The organism is Azorhizobium sp. AG788, from assembly GCF_004364705.1.
GTDB classification, from domain to species: Bacteria; Pseudomonadota; Alphaproteobacteria; order Rhizobiales; family Xanthobacteraceae; genus Azorhizobium; species Azorhizobium caulinodans.
Genome location: NZ_SOBM01000004.1, coordinates 131900 through 145786, shown reverse-complemented (window position 1 = coordinate 145786; position 13887 = coordinate 131900). Strand labels below are relative to the sequence as shown.

The following is a 13887-nucleotide window of genomic DNA, read 5'->3' as shown; positions in this document are numbered from 1 at the left end:
TTCAGACCTTGAAGGCTCGGACCATGCGGATGCGCGGAAGGCGGCCAAGGCCCTGCGGGGCCTTGACGTAGATGAGCGCGCCCACCACCACGCCGCCGCTCTTCGCGCCGTCGTCGCCAATGATGGCGGCAAGGTCGCCGGTGGCGGCGAAGGCGGGCGGGATCTCCGTGAAGCGCTGCGCCAGCGCCTCATGCGGATCGGCGGCGCCGAGGCGGCGCAGCGCGCGCAGGGCGCCGCGCTGGCTGCGATAGGCGGGGCGATCCACGCTCGCGCCGGTGATGGCCTCCACCACGTCGGCAGGGAAGCTCAGGCAGTCGGACGTGCCCCATTCAAACGGCAGCGCGTCATGGCGGGCGATGACGGCGGCGAGGCCATCGTGCCAGTCTGGCAGCCTGTTCATCGGCCCACCGTGATGCGCGTGCTCACCACCTTGTTGGTGAACTCGAACCCCTTGTCGCCGGGAAAGGTGCGCTGCTGGTCGGCGGTGGTGCGCTTGCGATAGGTGGCGCGCTGCAGCTCGCTGGCGCGGCTGACGCACTCGATCACGAGCACCGCCTCCTCGCCGGTCTCGCGGATCTCGTCGCGGTCGATATAGCCGCGGAAGCGCACGTCGATGGTGACGAGGGCCCGCGTCTGCGGATCGTAATAGGCCCGGGCGATCTCCACCTTGGCCCGGTGGAGATTGTAGGCACCGATGGTGGTGAGCACGTCGCTGGAGAGGCCAGACAGGGTGCCAGTCAGCGTCTGCACATCGTTCGAGAGGGCCTGCGGCGGCTCGGTAATCTCGATGAGCGAGCCCGCTCCCGTGAAGGTGACGCCCGGCCAATAGCCGGGGAACTGGGCGGAATAGACATCCGACCAGAAGCCCCATGTGCCTTCCGGCAAGGCGACCACCAGCAGGTCGCGCACCACCAGGCTGTCGCCATCGAGGAGGGCCAGCGTCGCCGCGTCGAATGCCTTGACCATCAGCGCAGCACCTGAATCGCCGAGAAGGAAATGGGTTCGCCGCCGACGGTGCGGCGGCGGGGCTGGGGCAACTCGCCCGTGAGCTTGAAGACGGCATCGGCCGCCTCCAGCTTGACGGTGGCGCCGACGGCGCTCCCGGGCGGGATGTCCGGCTCCACCTGCACGGTGACGCCGCCGCCGGAGGCGGTGACGGTCTCCACCGCCCGGTGCAGGGTGCGGGAGGAACCCCAGGCCCAGGAGAGCATGTCGCCGGCCATGATGCGGTAGCCCAGCGGCAGGCCGGTGAGCGACAGGCTGTAGGCGGAGGCGAGCGAGAGGAAGGCGGTGCCATCGAAGGCGCCGCCCATGGCGCGGGTGACGCCGGCCCAGCCGCTGCCGGGATAGGCGCGCGGCCGGATGCGGGCGGGATCGTAGAGCATGAAGGTGTTCAGCACGCCGCGCAGGCTGTCGAAGAAGGCCTGCATCTCCTCGAACTCGTCCTCATTGAGCTCGGGCGTCTGCCCCTGCACGCTCCAGAGCGTGCGGCCGGTCTCCGCCCCCTGCACCAGACCGCCCCGCGCGCGGGAGGTGACCTGCACGCGCGACGGGGTGAAGACGAGGCTGGAGAGGCCGAGCACCGCGAAGGGATAGGACCGTGGGAAGGTCAGGCTCACGGGTCAACTCCGCTTTTTGCGCTGGAGGGTGTCCCAGACCTGCCCGACGAGAGCGGGCATCTGTTTCTTGTAGGCCTCAAGCTCGGCCCGCATCTGCTCGAGGGCCGCGCTGTCGGCATTGCCCTGGATGGTGATGGTCGGGCCGCCGATGGTGACGGCCGGCATGGGCACATTGGCCTGCTGCGCCGCCCAGGGCGCCATGTAGGCGGCAGCGCCCACATAGCCACCGTCGGCATAGCCCCGGCCCAGGCGGTGCAGGCTTTCCAGCCGGCCGACGCCGAGGCGGGAGGTGGCGTCTGCCGAGAAGACATATTCGCCCCGGTGCACCACGCCGGCGGGCTCATACTTGCCGCCGGCGCCGGTGAAGCCGCCGGTGGCGAAGCCCAGCGGCAGGCCGGTGAGATTTGCGCCGGACCATGCGGAAGAGCCGCTGAACATGCCCAGCAGCCCGCCTAGACCGCCGCCGTTGCCGGACGGAAAGATGCTGGAGAGCGCGGAATCCAGCGCCTTGCTGGCGAGCTGGGAGGCCAGCCGCTTGAGCGCGTTCGACATGGCCTCGGTCGCGGACGTTCCGTTGACGAGGTCATCAATGAAGCCGCCCATGGCGTCCTTGGCCGTCGCCTTGAACTCCTGCATGCGCAGGGTCATGCGCACCATGGCTGCATCGGCGCTGTCGAGGTTTTCGGCAAGTCCGTAGCCCCGCAACGTGGAGGCCACCTGCTGTTCCTGATCGGTGCGTCCAAGCTGCCGGAGGCTGAAATCCATCTCGCTGCGCAGCTGGGTGCGCTGGCGCAACTCGATGGTCTGGGCCAGCTCCACACTCTTCTGCTTCAGGAGGGCCAGCTCGCGCTGATCGACCGCGATGCCGGTCTGTGCCGCCTGCCGGCGGAGATCCGCTTCGGCCTGATAGTTGGCGTTGAGCAGCGCCTGCTCCGAAGCCGTCCGCCCGATCAGCTCCACCTCGTTCCGGGCGGCGAGAATGCCCTCGTCTGCCGTCGCGAGGCGCTGGCGGGCCGCCGCCGACAATTGGGCGTAGAGCTGCGCCTGCTCGGTGAGCGCCGTATTCTCCGCCTGCGCTTTCGCAGTTGCGTCTCCGGCACCCTGCGCCTTGGCATCGAATTCCGCCAGCGCCTGCCGAGCGGCGATGCGCGACGCGTCCGTCGTGGCGTTGATGACCTTCAGTTCCAGCTCGCGACGGCGGCGGAGTTGCTCGGCGACGGGCGCAAGCTTGCCGTCGGCATCGGTAATGGCATCGATCTGGTTGCGGACACCTTCCAGCGCCTGCATCAGCAGGTCCGCATCGGCGCCCGGCTTGTCCATGGCGGCGCGGAGCGTGCCCTGCTGCTTGATCAGATCCTGAAGCTGCGCGAACTGCGGGTTACGGGCACGGGCTGTGGCCGTCGCCTCTTTGACGGCCTCGCCGTCGCCTGCGGCCTTCGCCTTTGCCTCGTCTGCGGCTTTCTGCGTACGATACCGATCGAGCTCCGCCTGTGCCGCCGCTGCATTCGTGGCCGCCACACCCGAGGCGCGTCCGCGCGGACCGGCCAAGGTTCGCTGGGCATCGCGAAGCCGCTTCTCGGCAGCCGCGATCTGTTCATCCAGCGAGGGGCCCTGCGTGGCACTGGCGAGGGCCCGGCCCATGGCCACATAAGCCTGATCTGCGAACGTCGCCACCGACTGCCACGCGCGGCCGAGGAGCGTCAGCCGCTCGGTCGGCGTCGGCAGGCCCTCCGACAGCTTGCGCAGGAGGAGCGCCTGCGCCTCGCTCTTCCGGTTCGTGTCCGCCAGCGTGCGGATGTAATCCAGCGTGGTCTGGTCGAGGAAATTGAGCTTGCGGTCGAGATCCTGCGCGCCCTGGGCGGGATCGGCGAAGGCCTTGGCCAGATCCGCGGCGGCGGGCTCCAGCTCGGTACCCATCACCCGCGCGAAGCTCTTGGTGACGGAGACGAGGCCTGCGAAATTCGAGGTGCCGATCTTGCCGGTCTGAGCGAACGCCACCGTCATGCTGCGCGCATCGGACAGGCTGACGCTGGCAGCCCGCGAGCCCTGCTCGGCGAAGCGCTCCAGATCGGCGGCGGACGCCTGCGTGGACTTGCCTGTGCCTTCAAGGGCGCGGGAGAATTCCTTGGTGGCCGCCGTATAGCTCGACCACGCCGAGACGCCGAGGGCGGCGCCGGCGACGAGCCCGGCGCCCAGCAGGCGGGCCGGGGTGATGAGCCCCGCAATGGTGCCGCCCAGCCCCTTCAGACCGCCGACGAGGCCACCCTGTGCGCCCGAGAGCACCTGATAGACCTGCCCGCCCTGGGTAGCCATCACCTGGAACGGGCTGGAGCCCGAAGCGAGCATGGTGGCGGCATCGTTAAGCTGGAAGGTGAGGTTCTGCACCTCATGGGCCGCCAGCTTGGAGCCGGAAGCGGCGCTGCTGGAGAAATTGTCGTTCGCCTGCTTCGCCACCGTGTAACGGGTGGCGGCAAGCGACAGGAGGCGCGCGTGCTCTTCCTGCGTGAGATTGCCCTGTTGCAGGTTGCGGTCGAGCACCTGCTGCGTCTGCACCAGGCGCTGCTGCGCCCGATATTCGTCATCCACCGCCTTGCGCACACGCTCCAGCGCCGTGGCGCCGGACAGCTGCCGCCTGGCAACCGTATCGGTGACGGTGGCGAGGGCCTCGCCCGAGGAGGCGGCGGCATCCTGCGCCGCCTCCACCTTCCGGATGTCCGCCGCTACCTTGTCGGCGCCGGTGGACACCATCTCGGTCTGGAGCCGGGCAATGGTCTCAAGGGTGGGCATCGGGCCACTCCTTACTTGCCGGGCTGCGGCCGGCGCTTGGCGAGATGAGCGAGATAGGCGGCATCCATGCGCTGGATCAGCACGCGGAAGCGGCGGAAGGCGTCCGGATCGGTGAGGCCGAGCCGGGCGGCGTAGCGCTCGATGGCGGTGAATGGGATGCGGCCGACGCTGGAGAAGCCCGTGCTCCGGTCACCGTCGAGGGACCAGAAGGCCTCCCATTCGAGGGAGAGGTGATCCGGCAGGCTGGGCATGGTGGCCAGCGCAGGCAGAGCGCGGCCGGTGCGCCGCGCCCGCTCGTGCATCCACGTGATCTTGTCGCCCCAATCCAGATGCCAGATCAGGACGTTACAGATTTTTTTCCGTCGATCTCCAGGCTGGCCTCCCCCAGCAGGGCCACATAACGGCTGGCCCAGCTGACCGCCTCGCGCAGGAGCAGCGTCTTGGGGTCGGTGAGCGCCGCGCGGGCATAGACCGGCGTGCAGGGCACCGGCACCTGCGCGGGCTTGCCGTCCGCGTCGGGCTCGCCGTCTTCGGTGATGTTCCAGTCCACCAGCAGGACATGGATCATCACTTCGAGGGCAATGCGCTCGCTCTCGGCATCGCTCAGATTGCGGCGGGCCTCCTCAGGCATTTCCATCAGCAGCTTGCGCCGCAGCAGGTGCGCGGCCGTGCAGTCGGCCCCGCGCACCTTCAGGGCAAGCCCCGGAAGATCCGGAATGGAGCGGACCCACGCGCCATCTTCGACGCGGCCGGTGATGGTCTCGATCTCGGAGAGTTTCATGATGTGCTGCCTGTTGGTGGTGTGAGGGATCGGCCCGCCGTCAGGCGACAGCGCGCGTGATCTGGATCGAGCAGCCAGAGGTGCTGTCCTTGAGGCCACGGATGGGGATGGACACCATCACGTCCTCGGTGTTGCCACCGGTGGTGCGGCTCCCGTCGAGGAACTGCGCCTTGGGAATCCTGAAGGTGTATTTCTTTCCGGAGGCGGCTCCGACGGTGAAGCTGACCTCGGCGATGCCGTGATCCAGCACCTTCTGGTAGAGTTCGCGGCTCTCGAAATAGCACTCGATTGTGCCGGTCACGTCGAGCTGACCGCGCCCCTTGCGCAGGCTGTAGAGCGAGCCGATCACAGGACGGGTGCGCAGGTTACGGCCGACACTGAGCGTGATGCTCTTGATGTCGATGGGATCCGTGATTCCGGTGACGGTGAGCGTGCCCATATCCATGGAGGCGGCGAGCACGGGCTCATCGTTGGCAGCCACATAGGTGGCCCCGGCAATCTCGGCATCGTCGAGGGTTTCCAGTTTGCCCATCAAGTCGAGCGAGCCCGTGATGTCCTCGCGGGAGTTCAGTGACAGCGAGACGCTATTCACCTCCACACCGAGGAAGCGTGAATAGCTGCTCCCGTCGGCCAGATTGACGGTTTCCTCCACGGTGAACGAGTGCTGCACCGTGCCGTTCTTGAGCACGTTATTGGTCCAGGTACCGTGCAGCGCTGCGGCGAAGAAAGCATCGAATGATCCGTAGGACAGCTCGAACGGATAGGAGCCAGCCACGTCGATGCCGACGAGGGTCTCCGCCTTCACCTCGCCGGTCGAATTGATCTCCTTGGACGTGGTGGTGGACTTGTTCGACTTGAGCCCACCACCCGTGACGCGCATCACCTGAAACGCTGGCGTGGCCGGCGTTTCGCCATATGCGGTCTCCGGGACAAAGGCGTAGCGAACCTCGCTTCCACTTGCGGGGCTGGACATGGAAAACTCCTGCGATGTGAGGGTCAGGCGCGGATGTCGGCGTCGTAAGGAATGGCGGTGCTGAGGGCGCACCAGCCGCCGTCCCGGTTGCGGTCATCGAAGACGGCGGGGGACGGCGCATAGGTGCGGACGCCGTCGAAGCGTTTGGCACGGAACAGCGCGCGGAGCTCATCGAGCCAGCCGGTCCATTCCTCTGCGCCCGAGCCGGCCGGCACCATCAGCACCAGGCGGATGGCGCCTTCCTCGCGGAAGATGTTGCTGCCGGGCGAACCGATGGAGGCCTGTGCCTCGCGCGCCATCGGGTATTGCACCACGAGCCACGGATCAGTGCCGCCCGGCGGCTGGGCGTCGGTGTTCGGATGGATGACCGGACAGCGGGACCACTCCGCATCGAGGCGGGCGCGGACGGCCTGCATGACAGACAAGCTCGCCATGGCTCACCTCGTGATGACGATGGCCGGCTGATGGCGCAGCCATTCATCGCGTTGCGCGCCGTTGCGGGCGTGGCCCTTGCTGGACAGCGACGTGCCCTTGGCCCATGCGTCGATGCCGCCGAACAAGGGGTTGCGGTAGCTGAACTTGATGCTCGCGATGTTCCCGAAGCGGCGGGCGGCGAGCGCCGCCACGGCCTCGAACACGCCATCGGGGGCCTGCGGCGACAGCCCGCGTTCGATTTTGCGGGCGTACACTGCCGTGCTCGTAAACACGTATTCCCGCGCCTCCGGAATGCCGGCCATGGGATCAACCACGTCGCCATCGGCGGTGAAGACGAAGGAGCGGACATAGGCGCCGCTGCGCACCGGGGCGTGCTCCAAGAGCGTGGCGGCGATCCACTCGCAGGCCGAGAACAGAAGCGCGAACTCGAAGACGATGACGCCGCCTGGCTTCACCTCCTCCGGCGCCGCGCCCTTGCGCCCGTCCACGAAGGTCTCATGGTCGGGCGTGATGCCGAGGGCCGAACGGTTGACCTCCTGCGCCGCCGCCAGCTGCTGCCGGGCGAAGGCCGCGTGCCGCGCCGACTGCTCCTTCGGCGTCTCGCCCTGCATGGCCCGCAGCACGGCAGCGCGGTCGAAGGGCTTGAAGCGGGTGCGGATGGAGGCCATCAGCCGCGCACCTGCACGTTGATGCGCACCACCTCGTTGGCGATGCGCTCGGGATCGACCGCCTCGATGGCGCGCTCGCGCCCGCCGATGACGATGCGGTCGCCGCGCACCGGCAGATGGTCCGGCGCGCCCCAGCCGGTGGCGCGGATCTGTGTCGGCGAGAGCACGGCCTCGCTGTCGCCCTGCGCGATGCCGCCCACCAGCTCGGCCGGCTCGTAATCGCGCACCCGGGCCCGGACCGTGACATCCTCGGCGGTGCGGGCGGTGCCCTCGCCGGCATAGCGGCGCAGGGTGATGACCGTGCCGTTGCGGGCGAGCGCGCGGTCCAGCATGGCAATGGCGGTGGCGGGGGTCACAGCCACACCCGCAACGGCGCGAGCAGGCGCTGCGCCGTGTCCGAGAGAATCTGGCGGGCCTGCGGCGAGGGCGCGCGCTCCACCGTGCCGACGCCTTCCACCGTCTCGCGCTTGAGGAACAGATCCTCATCGGCGACGAGGCGCAGATCCTGCGCCATGAGCACGAGGGCATACCGCGCGCGGGCCAGCTCCGGCGCCCCCTCGGAATAGCCGGCCACATAGCGCACGCGGATGGCGGACGGGCCCGACGCCACCTCCGGCCGGGCGGCAGCGGGCACCAGCAGAGCGATGCCGTTGACGGTCTCGACGCGGTAAGCCTCCGGGGCAAGCGTCTGGCTCGCGCCGTCCGGATCGTCATAGGTGACGCTGACGATGGAGCGCAGGGGCGGAAACGGCAGCGGCAGCGGGCCGTCGCGATATTCGGGCCTGTTCCGCCCTTCCAGCCGCCACGCGCAGCCGTGGAAGGCATGTTCCAGCGTCTGTTCCCCGAAAGCGCGCCCGATGAGCGAATGGGGCGGATCAATCTCCGCCTGCGCCGTGGCGAGCAGCAGATCAAGCCGGGCGTCCGTCTCGCCGGCCAGTTGCGGCACGAGCGAGCGGGCCTGCGCGGCGGTGAGCAGCGGCGCGGACGGGGTGATGACGGTGGTGGTCATGTCGCCTCCGGAGAGACGCCGGCGCCCGGAGGCGCCGGCGCGGGATCAGGCCGCGCCCTGGAGGGCGAGGCTGGACTTGACCCACACGGCGGCGATGGGCGTGCCGGTGCCGTGGGTGCCGGAGAAGTCCGCGAGCAGCTTGGCGTAGGGCTTGCCGCCCACGTAGCCGAGCTTCTGGATGGTCGCGGCGGCATGCGCGGCGGCAAGCGACCGGATGACGCCGTTGGTGATGGTGGCGGGCGCCAGCGCATCCTTCAGCACGTCGGTGTCCGCGACGGGGGTGAAGGTGGTGCCGTCATCCGAGTGGGTGAGCACGAAATCGATCTTGTTCGTGCCCGAGAAGACGATGCCGCCGGCGCCGATGTGCAGGACGAGGGTGGCCTCGCGCGCCTCGGTGAGATCGGCGATGTCGGGGGTGGTGTCGGCGGCATAGGTGGCGGGGGCAATCGCCTGCACGGGGGCGATGCCCGTGGCGCCGTCGCGCTCCGGGGTCATGGGAAGCTCCAGGGATGAGGGATCGATGAGGGATGCGGGCGGCACCGCCGCCCGCGGTTGGGCGACCGTCAGGCCGCAAACTTGAGGAACTTCACGGCCTCGAAGTTGTTGGCGCCGCCGCCCACGCGCTTGCGGAAGTTGAACTTCACGAAGCCGGGCTCGGTGATGTTGTCGCGGATCACCGTCACGCCGAGGCGATCCACGATGGTGTAGGCCTCGGCAAAGTCGCCGAAGGCGATGGAGAGGGAGTTGGCCGCGATGGCCGGCATGTCCTCGCCCTCGGCGATGCCGTAGCCGAGCAGCGTGGCGGGCTGGCCGATCTGCGCCGAAGGCTGCCAGAGGTAGTTGCCCTGGCCGTCCTTCAGCTTGCGGACCTCGCCCACCGTGGCGCGGGACATGAAGAAGCGGGCGTTGTTGCGGTAGGCCGCCTTCAGCTCGTAGATCAGGTCCAGCAGCGCATCGCCGGGCTCGCTGTCCGCGAAGCCCCCCGCCTTGCCGCTGGCGATGAACTGGAACTTGCCCCAGGCCCGCGCACCGTCGGCCTCCGACACCACCGGATAGGCCAGCAGACCCTTGGGCTTGAGGTTGCCGTCGCCCAGCACGAAGGCCGTGTTCTCCTTGCGCTCGAACTTCGCGGTCGCCTTGTCCGCGAGCCAGGCTTCCTGATCCACGCGGGCATCGTCGAGCAGGCGCTGCGTCACCTTCGGATAGGCGTAGAGCTCGTGGACCTCGATCTGCCACTTTCCGAGCTGAGGCATGCCGGTCTGCTGGCGCGGCTGCTGCTCGCCCACCCAGGAGGCATCGGCCTCGCCATTGTCGATGGGGCCTTCCAGCGCATCGGTGCCGATGGTGACGACGCTGGCGAGCTGCCGCATGGGCGAGCTCTCATAGATCTTCTTGATCATGCGGCCGGTGGTGTCCGGCGTCACCAGATAGCCGCCGGACGGGTCGGAGCCGACGCTCAGGGTCGCCGCCTTCACGTTCGGGTTGCGCAGGTGCTCGTTGAGGCCCGACTTGTACTCGCGCAGCTGCTCGGCCGTGACGGTCTGGCCGGTGATGCGGGAGAACTCCTCCGCCGCCTTCACCTCGCGGTCAGCGCCGCCGCCACCGCCCAGGGCGAGGCGGTTGGCCTTGGCCTCCATCTCGTCGAGGCGCTTCTTCAGTTCGGCCTGCGACTTGTCGAGGGCGGCATTGAGCTTGTCCACCTGCTCGCGGGTGGTCACGTCGGCGGAGCCCTTCTGCTCCACCTCCTTGAGGCGCGCGTCGTTCTTGGTCTTGAACTCCTCGAACGTGCGCATGAAGTCGCCGAGGGCGGTCTTCACCTCCTGGGAGACGGCGGCGTGATCCGCCTCCTTCCGCTCGGGCGCGGGACGCGGCAGGGCGATGGCAGCGGCGCCGGCGAGCACGGCGGCCTTTCGATACATCATGGACATGGTGCTTATCCTCTCAGCCGCGCATGGATTCTGTGGCGCGGCGCAAGGCCATGAGCACGTCTGCCGCCCCGTCACGGGGCGCGGGCTCGGACGGTCCACCGTCACGGCGGATGAGCTTGCGGGCAACGCTCGTCGCGAGCTTCGCCTCACGGTTCGACAGGCCTTCGTCGCGAAAGGCCCGCTCCCACTGGCTGGGGTCGAATTCCTCAATGCCTTTCACGCTCGCCTGCGCCTCCGGCAGCATGGGGAACGTGACAAGGGAGATCTCCCACAGGTCCACCTTCTTCAGGCGTCGGGCGCCGGTGGCGCGGTCGATCTCATGATCCTTGGTCATATAGCCGATGGAGAGGCCCTTCACGGCGCCGGCCTGCATGAGCGCGCGCTTCTCCTCGGCGGCCTTCACGCCGAGCACCAGCTCACCCTTCACCTTCAGGCCCTTCTCATCCTCCACAAGATCGGTCCACACGCCGATGGGCTGGCTGGGATCGTGCTGCCAGAGCATGGGCACGGCGGCCTTGCGGCGGCGAAGGTCGGCGAGAGACGCCTTGAAGGCGCCGGGCATCACGATATCGCCGCCGCGATCCAGCAGGCCGAATACGGAGGCATAGCCCTCCACGGTGCCGGCGGCGGTGTCCAAGCCGTCGGCGAGCTTGAACTCGCAGTCAAAGGCAAGGCGATCCATCAGGCGGGCTCCTTCGGGGCGGGCTGGGCGGCGGCGGTGTTGGTCGGGCCGGGCAGTTGGTCAGCCTCGGGCGAATCGTGCGGGTTCATATCCTCGAGCTTCCGCACATCGTTGGGCGTCATCCAGGCCTTGGTGCCGCCCGAGCCGAGCGCCTTGGCATAGGCTTCGAACCGATCCGCGATGGCGCCGCGCAGCAGGGCGTTCTGCGAGAACTTGCAGAAGGCGGCCCCTCGCTCGGCGATCAGTTTCACGTCTACCGACTGCTCGATGTCCTCGTACCAAGGCGCCAAATCGTGCACCACATGAGCGAGGAACATCTGCTCGGACGACGCATAGCTCGTGTTGCCCTCGGCGTAGCCCACCATGATGGGCATTACGCCGAGGGCACGGCAGACTTCCTCCACCTGCCAGCGGCGCGTTTCCATGGTCTGCGCGTCGGCAGATGTCATCTGCATGGGCGAGAAGCTGGCCTTGCGATCCAGCAGAAACCCGCCCGCAGCTTCGGCCGCCATCTGGGCTGAAATCTGCTTATCCAGCCAGCCGCGCAGCATCTCGTACTGGGCGTCGGTCAGGGTACTGTCTACCGAGAACAGGCCATTCACCCGGCCGCCGGTCTGCTGCACCCGCACCTGCGAGCGTTCCGCAGCCATCGCAAGGCCGATGGCCTCGCGGGCGAGCTTCACGGCAGGGAGGCCCTTCCAGCTGTTCCACGACAGATCGGGCAGGTGCCAGATGGCATCGGCCGGGATCGCCTGCCGCAGACCATCGAGGCCCGTGTACCAATAGACGAGCGAGAGATCGGCGCGCTGCTCCACCTCCACGCGGCCGGGCTCAAGCGGGATCAACTCCTTGATCTGGCCGCCCACGCGGTTAATGAAGGCATAGGCGTTTCCGGCCAGCGTGCGATGCATCACCAGCGTGCGGCGGAACTGAAACGAGGTCTGCCACTCGTTGGGCTGGCGATAGAGCACCCAATATAGCGGATGATCAGGATCGGGATTGCTGCCGCGATGATCCGCCGTCGGCCGATAGACCTTCCAGGGAACCTGCGCCACGCCATTGGCCAGCACGCGGACGCAGGCCAGCACGGTGGTGACCTGCAAGGCGGTGTCGTGCGTGACCGAATGGCCGCCGAGGCTGGTCTCGCCCAGCGAGATGAAGTTGCGCACGGCCTCAATGATGGAAGCCGATTTCACCTCGCGGGAGAACAGACGCGACAGCAGGCCCATCACGCGGTCTCCCAGAACGACTTCGCAGTTGTGGTGCGGACAACCGTGGCGACGCCGATGCTCATGGCGAGAGACACCATGCCGTCGATGCGCCCGGATGCCTTGTCCTTGTCGAACATGCGGTGACCCGTAAGGTTTGATTTGTACACGACCGCGCGCGAGCACATGTTCATGACGCTGTTGGGGAACACCATGATGCGCTCCTCCAGCAGGGCGGCTTCGAGTTTGAGGATGCTGTCGGGCATCCAGAGCGAGATCTGCTCGGCGCCGTCCGGCCGGGCCTCGTCCTCGTCAACGATGCGTCGCTTGAAGCCCTGCGGGTGAACCACGCAGGGCAACTGAAGCTCTTGCAGCGTCAGGTGTTCGGCGAGGTTCTCAAGGCCGTAATCGTCACATCCGATCTGCACCGGATTGTGGATCGAGCAGATCCTTCCCAGGGCCGTGGCCACCCGAGAATAAGAAATGCGCTTCCCCGGAACGGCCTCCATGAGACCTTCCCTGACCCACAGGTCGTAGGGCGCGCGGTCGCGTTTCGACCGCTCCAGCAGCGTGTCCTTCGGGGTCCAGAACCACGTCTTGCTGGCGAACCGCCATTGATCCGGCGAGGCATCCAGCAACCAGGTCAGCGTGAAGGCCGTGAGGTCATTGGCCCGGCTGAGATCGAGCCCGCCGAAGCATGGCACACCGCGCGCGGTCAGTTCTTCCGGGTCGAACTCCTTGACGCAGGCCAGCCAGAGCTTGGACGGGATGGCCGAGGTTTCCGAATCCGTCCACTGGCAGAAATGCAGGCGTCGGACGAGGCCTTCCTTGGAGGGCATACCCTTGGCTTCCGCGACCTGTTCGCGGATGAAAGGCAGATGGATCGAGATGCCCAGGTTCGGGTTCGCCTTGATCCAGCAGGCCTCGTCCTCGAACGGATCGTCATCCTCGTCGAGCGAGGCGATGAAGCCGAACCAGCCGTCGTTCTCGATCTCGCCGGTGACGATCTTCACCGTCATCTCGTGCTCGAACCAGCAGGTGGACTTCTTGTCGAAGCCGCTGTTGGTGATCTCGAAGATCAGGGCTTCCTGATTGCCCTTCGTGCCCGCCCGCAGCATCTCGATGACGCTGTTGTCGCGATGCTCATGCACCTCGTCGATCAGGGCACAGTGCGGGCGGATGCCGGACTTGCCCCGCTTCTCCGCGCTGATAGGCTTGAAGAAGGAGCGCGTGGCCTTGTAGTCGAGCTGATAGATCGGGTTCTCGCCGCGCGCGGTGAGGCGCGCCCGCAAGGGCCGGCTGCGCTCGAACATGGCGCAGGCGTCGCGGAACAGGATGGTGGCCTGATCCAGATCCGTCGCCGCCGAATAGACCTCCGCCTCGAGCTTGCGGAAGGCCGTCAGCATGTAATGGCCGATGCCGGCGGCGAGCGGCGACTTGCCGTTGCCCTTGCCGATCTCGACATAGGCGCGGCGGAAGCGCCGGAAGCCGCCCTTCCGCCAGCCGAACAGCGAGCCGACGATGAAGGCCTGCCAGGGCGAGAGCACGAAGGGCACCGCCCGGCTGCTCACGTCGCCGAACTCGTCCTTCTCCTCCACCGTGACGGTGAGCACGTCGCGGAAGAAGGCGATGGCCCGCTCGGCGCCCGCCAGATCCCACGACAGGCCGCGCGCCTCGCCCTCCGCCAGGTCGCGGAGGTGGCGGGCGCAGGCGGCGCGCACATAAGGCCCGGCCACGCTCTCTCCCGCCGCAACCGCCTGGGCGTATGCGGTGGTCTGGTCGGCGGGCACGGTCATG

The 13887-nt window shown here is 67.8% G+C and carries 16 protein-coding genes; all 16 read right to left on the bottom strand.

Annotated elements, in window-relative coordinates; all coding sequences use genetic code 11:
* Position 1: 1 nt before the first annotated feature.
* Complete coding sequence (locus DFO45_RS11420; protein WP_133864968.1) at positions 2-400, bottom strand: hypothetical protein; 399 nt, start codon at positions 398-400, stop codon at positions 2-4.
* Positions 397-966 (bottom strand): hypothetical protein, encoded by a 570-nt coding sequence (locus DFO45_RS11415; RefSeq protein ID WP_133864967.1) that lies wholly within the window; start codon positions 964-966, stop codon positions 397-399. The genes DFO45_RS11420 and DFO45_RS11415 overlap by 4 nt, the downstream gene beginning before the upstream one ends.
* A complete protein-coding gene (locus tag DFO45_RS11410) occupies positions 966-1619 on the bottom strand; it encodes a hypothetical protein (protein WP_133864966.1) in 654 nt (217 codons plus the stop codon). Before DFO45_RS11410 ends, DFO45_RS11415 begins: the two co-directional genes overlap by 1 nt.
* Before the next feature lie 3 nt (positions 1620-1622).
* The gene (locus DFO45_RS11405; protein WP_133864965.1) at positions 1623-4406 is read right to left on the bottom strand and encodes a phage tail length tape measure family protein; all 2784 of its coding nucleotides are present in this window, start codon (positions 4404-4406) and stop codon (positions 1623-1625) included.
* 11 nt (positions 4407-4417) lie between these two features.
* Positions 4418-4708 (bottom strand): hypothetical protein, encoded by a 291-nt coding sequence (locus tag DFO45_RS11400; RefSeq protein WP_133864964.1) that lies wholly within the window; start codon positions 4706-4708, stop codon positions 4418-4420.
* Positions 4709-4743: 35 nt separating this feature from the next.
* Positions 4744-5187, bottom strand: coding sequence for a hypothetical protein (locus DFO45_RS11395; protein WP_133864963.1), 444 nt, complete (start codon positions 5185-5187; stop codon positions 4744-4746).
* 40 nt (positions 5188-5227) lie between these two features.
* Entirely contained in the window at positions 5228-6160 is a 933-nt protein-coding gene (locus DFO45_RS11390) for a phage tail tube protein (RefSeq protein ID WP_133864962.1), read from the bottom strand.
* A 23-nt stretch (positions 6161-6183) separates the two neighbouring features.
* Positions 6184-6594 (bottom strand): phage tail terminator-like protein, encoded by a 411-nt coding sequence (locus DFO45_RS11385; protein WP_245518038.1) that lies wholly within the window; start codon positions 6592-6594, stop codon positions 6184-6186.
* Between the two features lie 3 nt (positions 6595-6597).
* The gene (locus DFO45_RS11380; protein WP_133864961.1) at positions 6598-7263 is read right to left on the bottom strand and encodes a hypothetical protein; all 666 of its coding nucleotides are present in this window, start codon (positions 7261-7263) and stop codon (positions 6598-6600) included.
* Entirely contained in the window at positions 7263-7619 is a 357-nt protein-coding gene (locus DFO45_RS11375) for a hypothetical protein (RefSeq protein ID WP_133864960.1), read from the bottom strand. The genes DFO45_RS11380 and DFO45_RS11375 overlap by 1 nt, the downstream gene beginning before the upstream one ends.
* Complete coding sequence (locus tag DFO45_RS11370; protein WP_133864959.1) at positions 7616-8272, bottom strand: hypothetical protein; 657 nt, start codon at positions 8270-8272, stop codon at positions 7616-7618. The genes DFO45_RS11375 and DFO45_RS11370 overlap by 4 nt, the downstream gene beginning before the upstream one ends.
* A 45-nt stretch (positions 8273-8317) precedes the next feature.
* Positions 8318-8767 (bottom strand): hypothetical protein, encoded by a 450-nt coding sequence (locus DFO45_RS11365; RefSeq protein ID WP_133864958.1) that lies wholly within the window; start codon positions 8765-8767, stop codon positions 8318-8320.
* 68 nt (positions 8768-8835) lie between these two features.
* Positions 8836-10200, bottom strand: coding sequence for a phage major capsid protein (locus DFO45_RS11360; protein WP_245518037.1), 1365 nt, complete (start codon positions 10198-10200; stop codon positions 8836-8838).
* A 13-nt stretch (positions 10201-10213) separates the two neighbouring features.
* Entirely contained in the window at positions 10214-10882 is a 669-nt protein-coding gene (locus DFO45_RS11355; protein WP_133864957.1) for an HK97 family phage prohead protease, read from the bottom strand.
* On the bottom strand, positions 10882-12111 hold the full coding sequence (locus DFO45_RS11350) for a phage portal protein (RefSeq protein ID WP_133864956.1): 1230 nt from the start codon (positions 12109-12111) through the stop codon (positions 10882-10884). The genes DFO45_RS11355 and DFO45_RS11350 overlap by 1 nt, the downstream gene beginning before the upstream one ends.
* Positions 12111-13886, bottom strand: coding sequence for a terminase large subunit (locus DFO45_RS11345; RefSeq protein ID WP_133864955.1), 1776 nt, complete (start codon positions 13884-13886; stop codon positions 12111-12113). The genes DFO45_RS11350 and DFO45_RS11345 overlap by 1 nt, the downstream gene beginning before the upstream one ends.
* Position 13887: the final 1 nt, after the last annotated feature.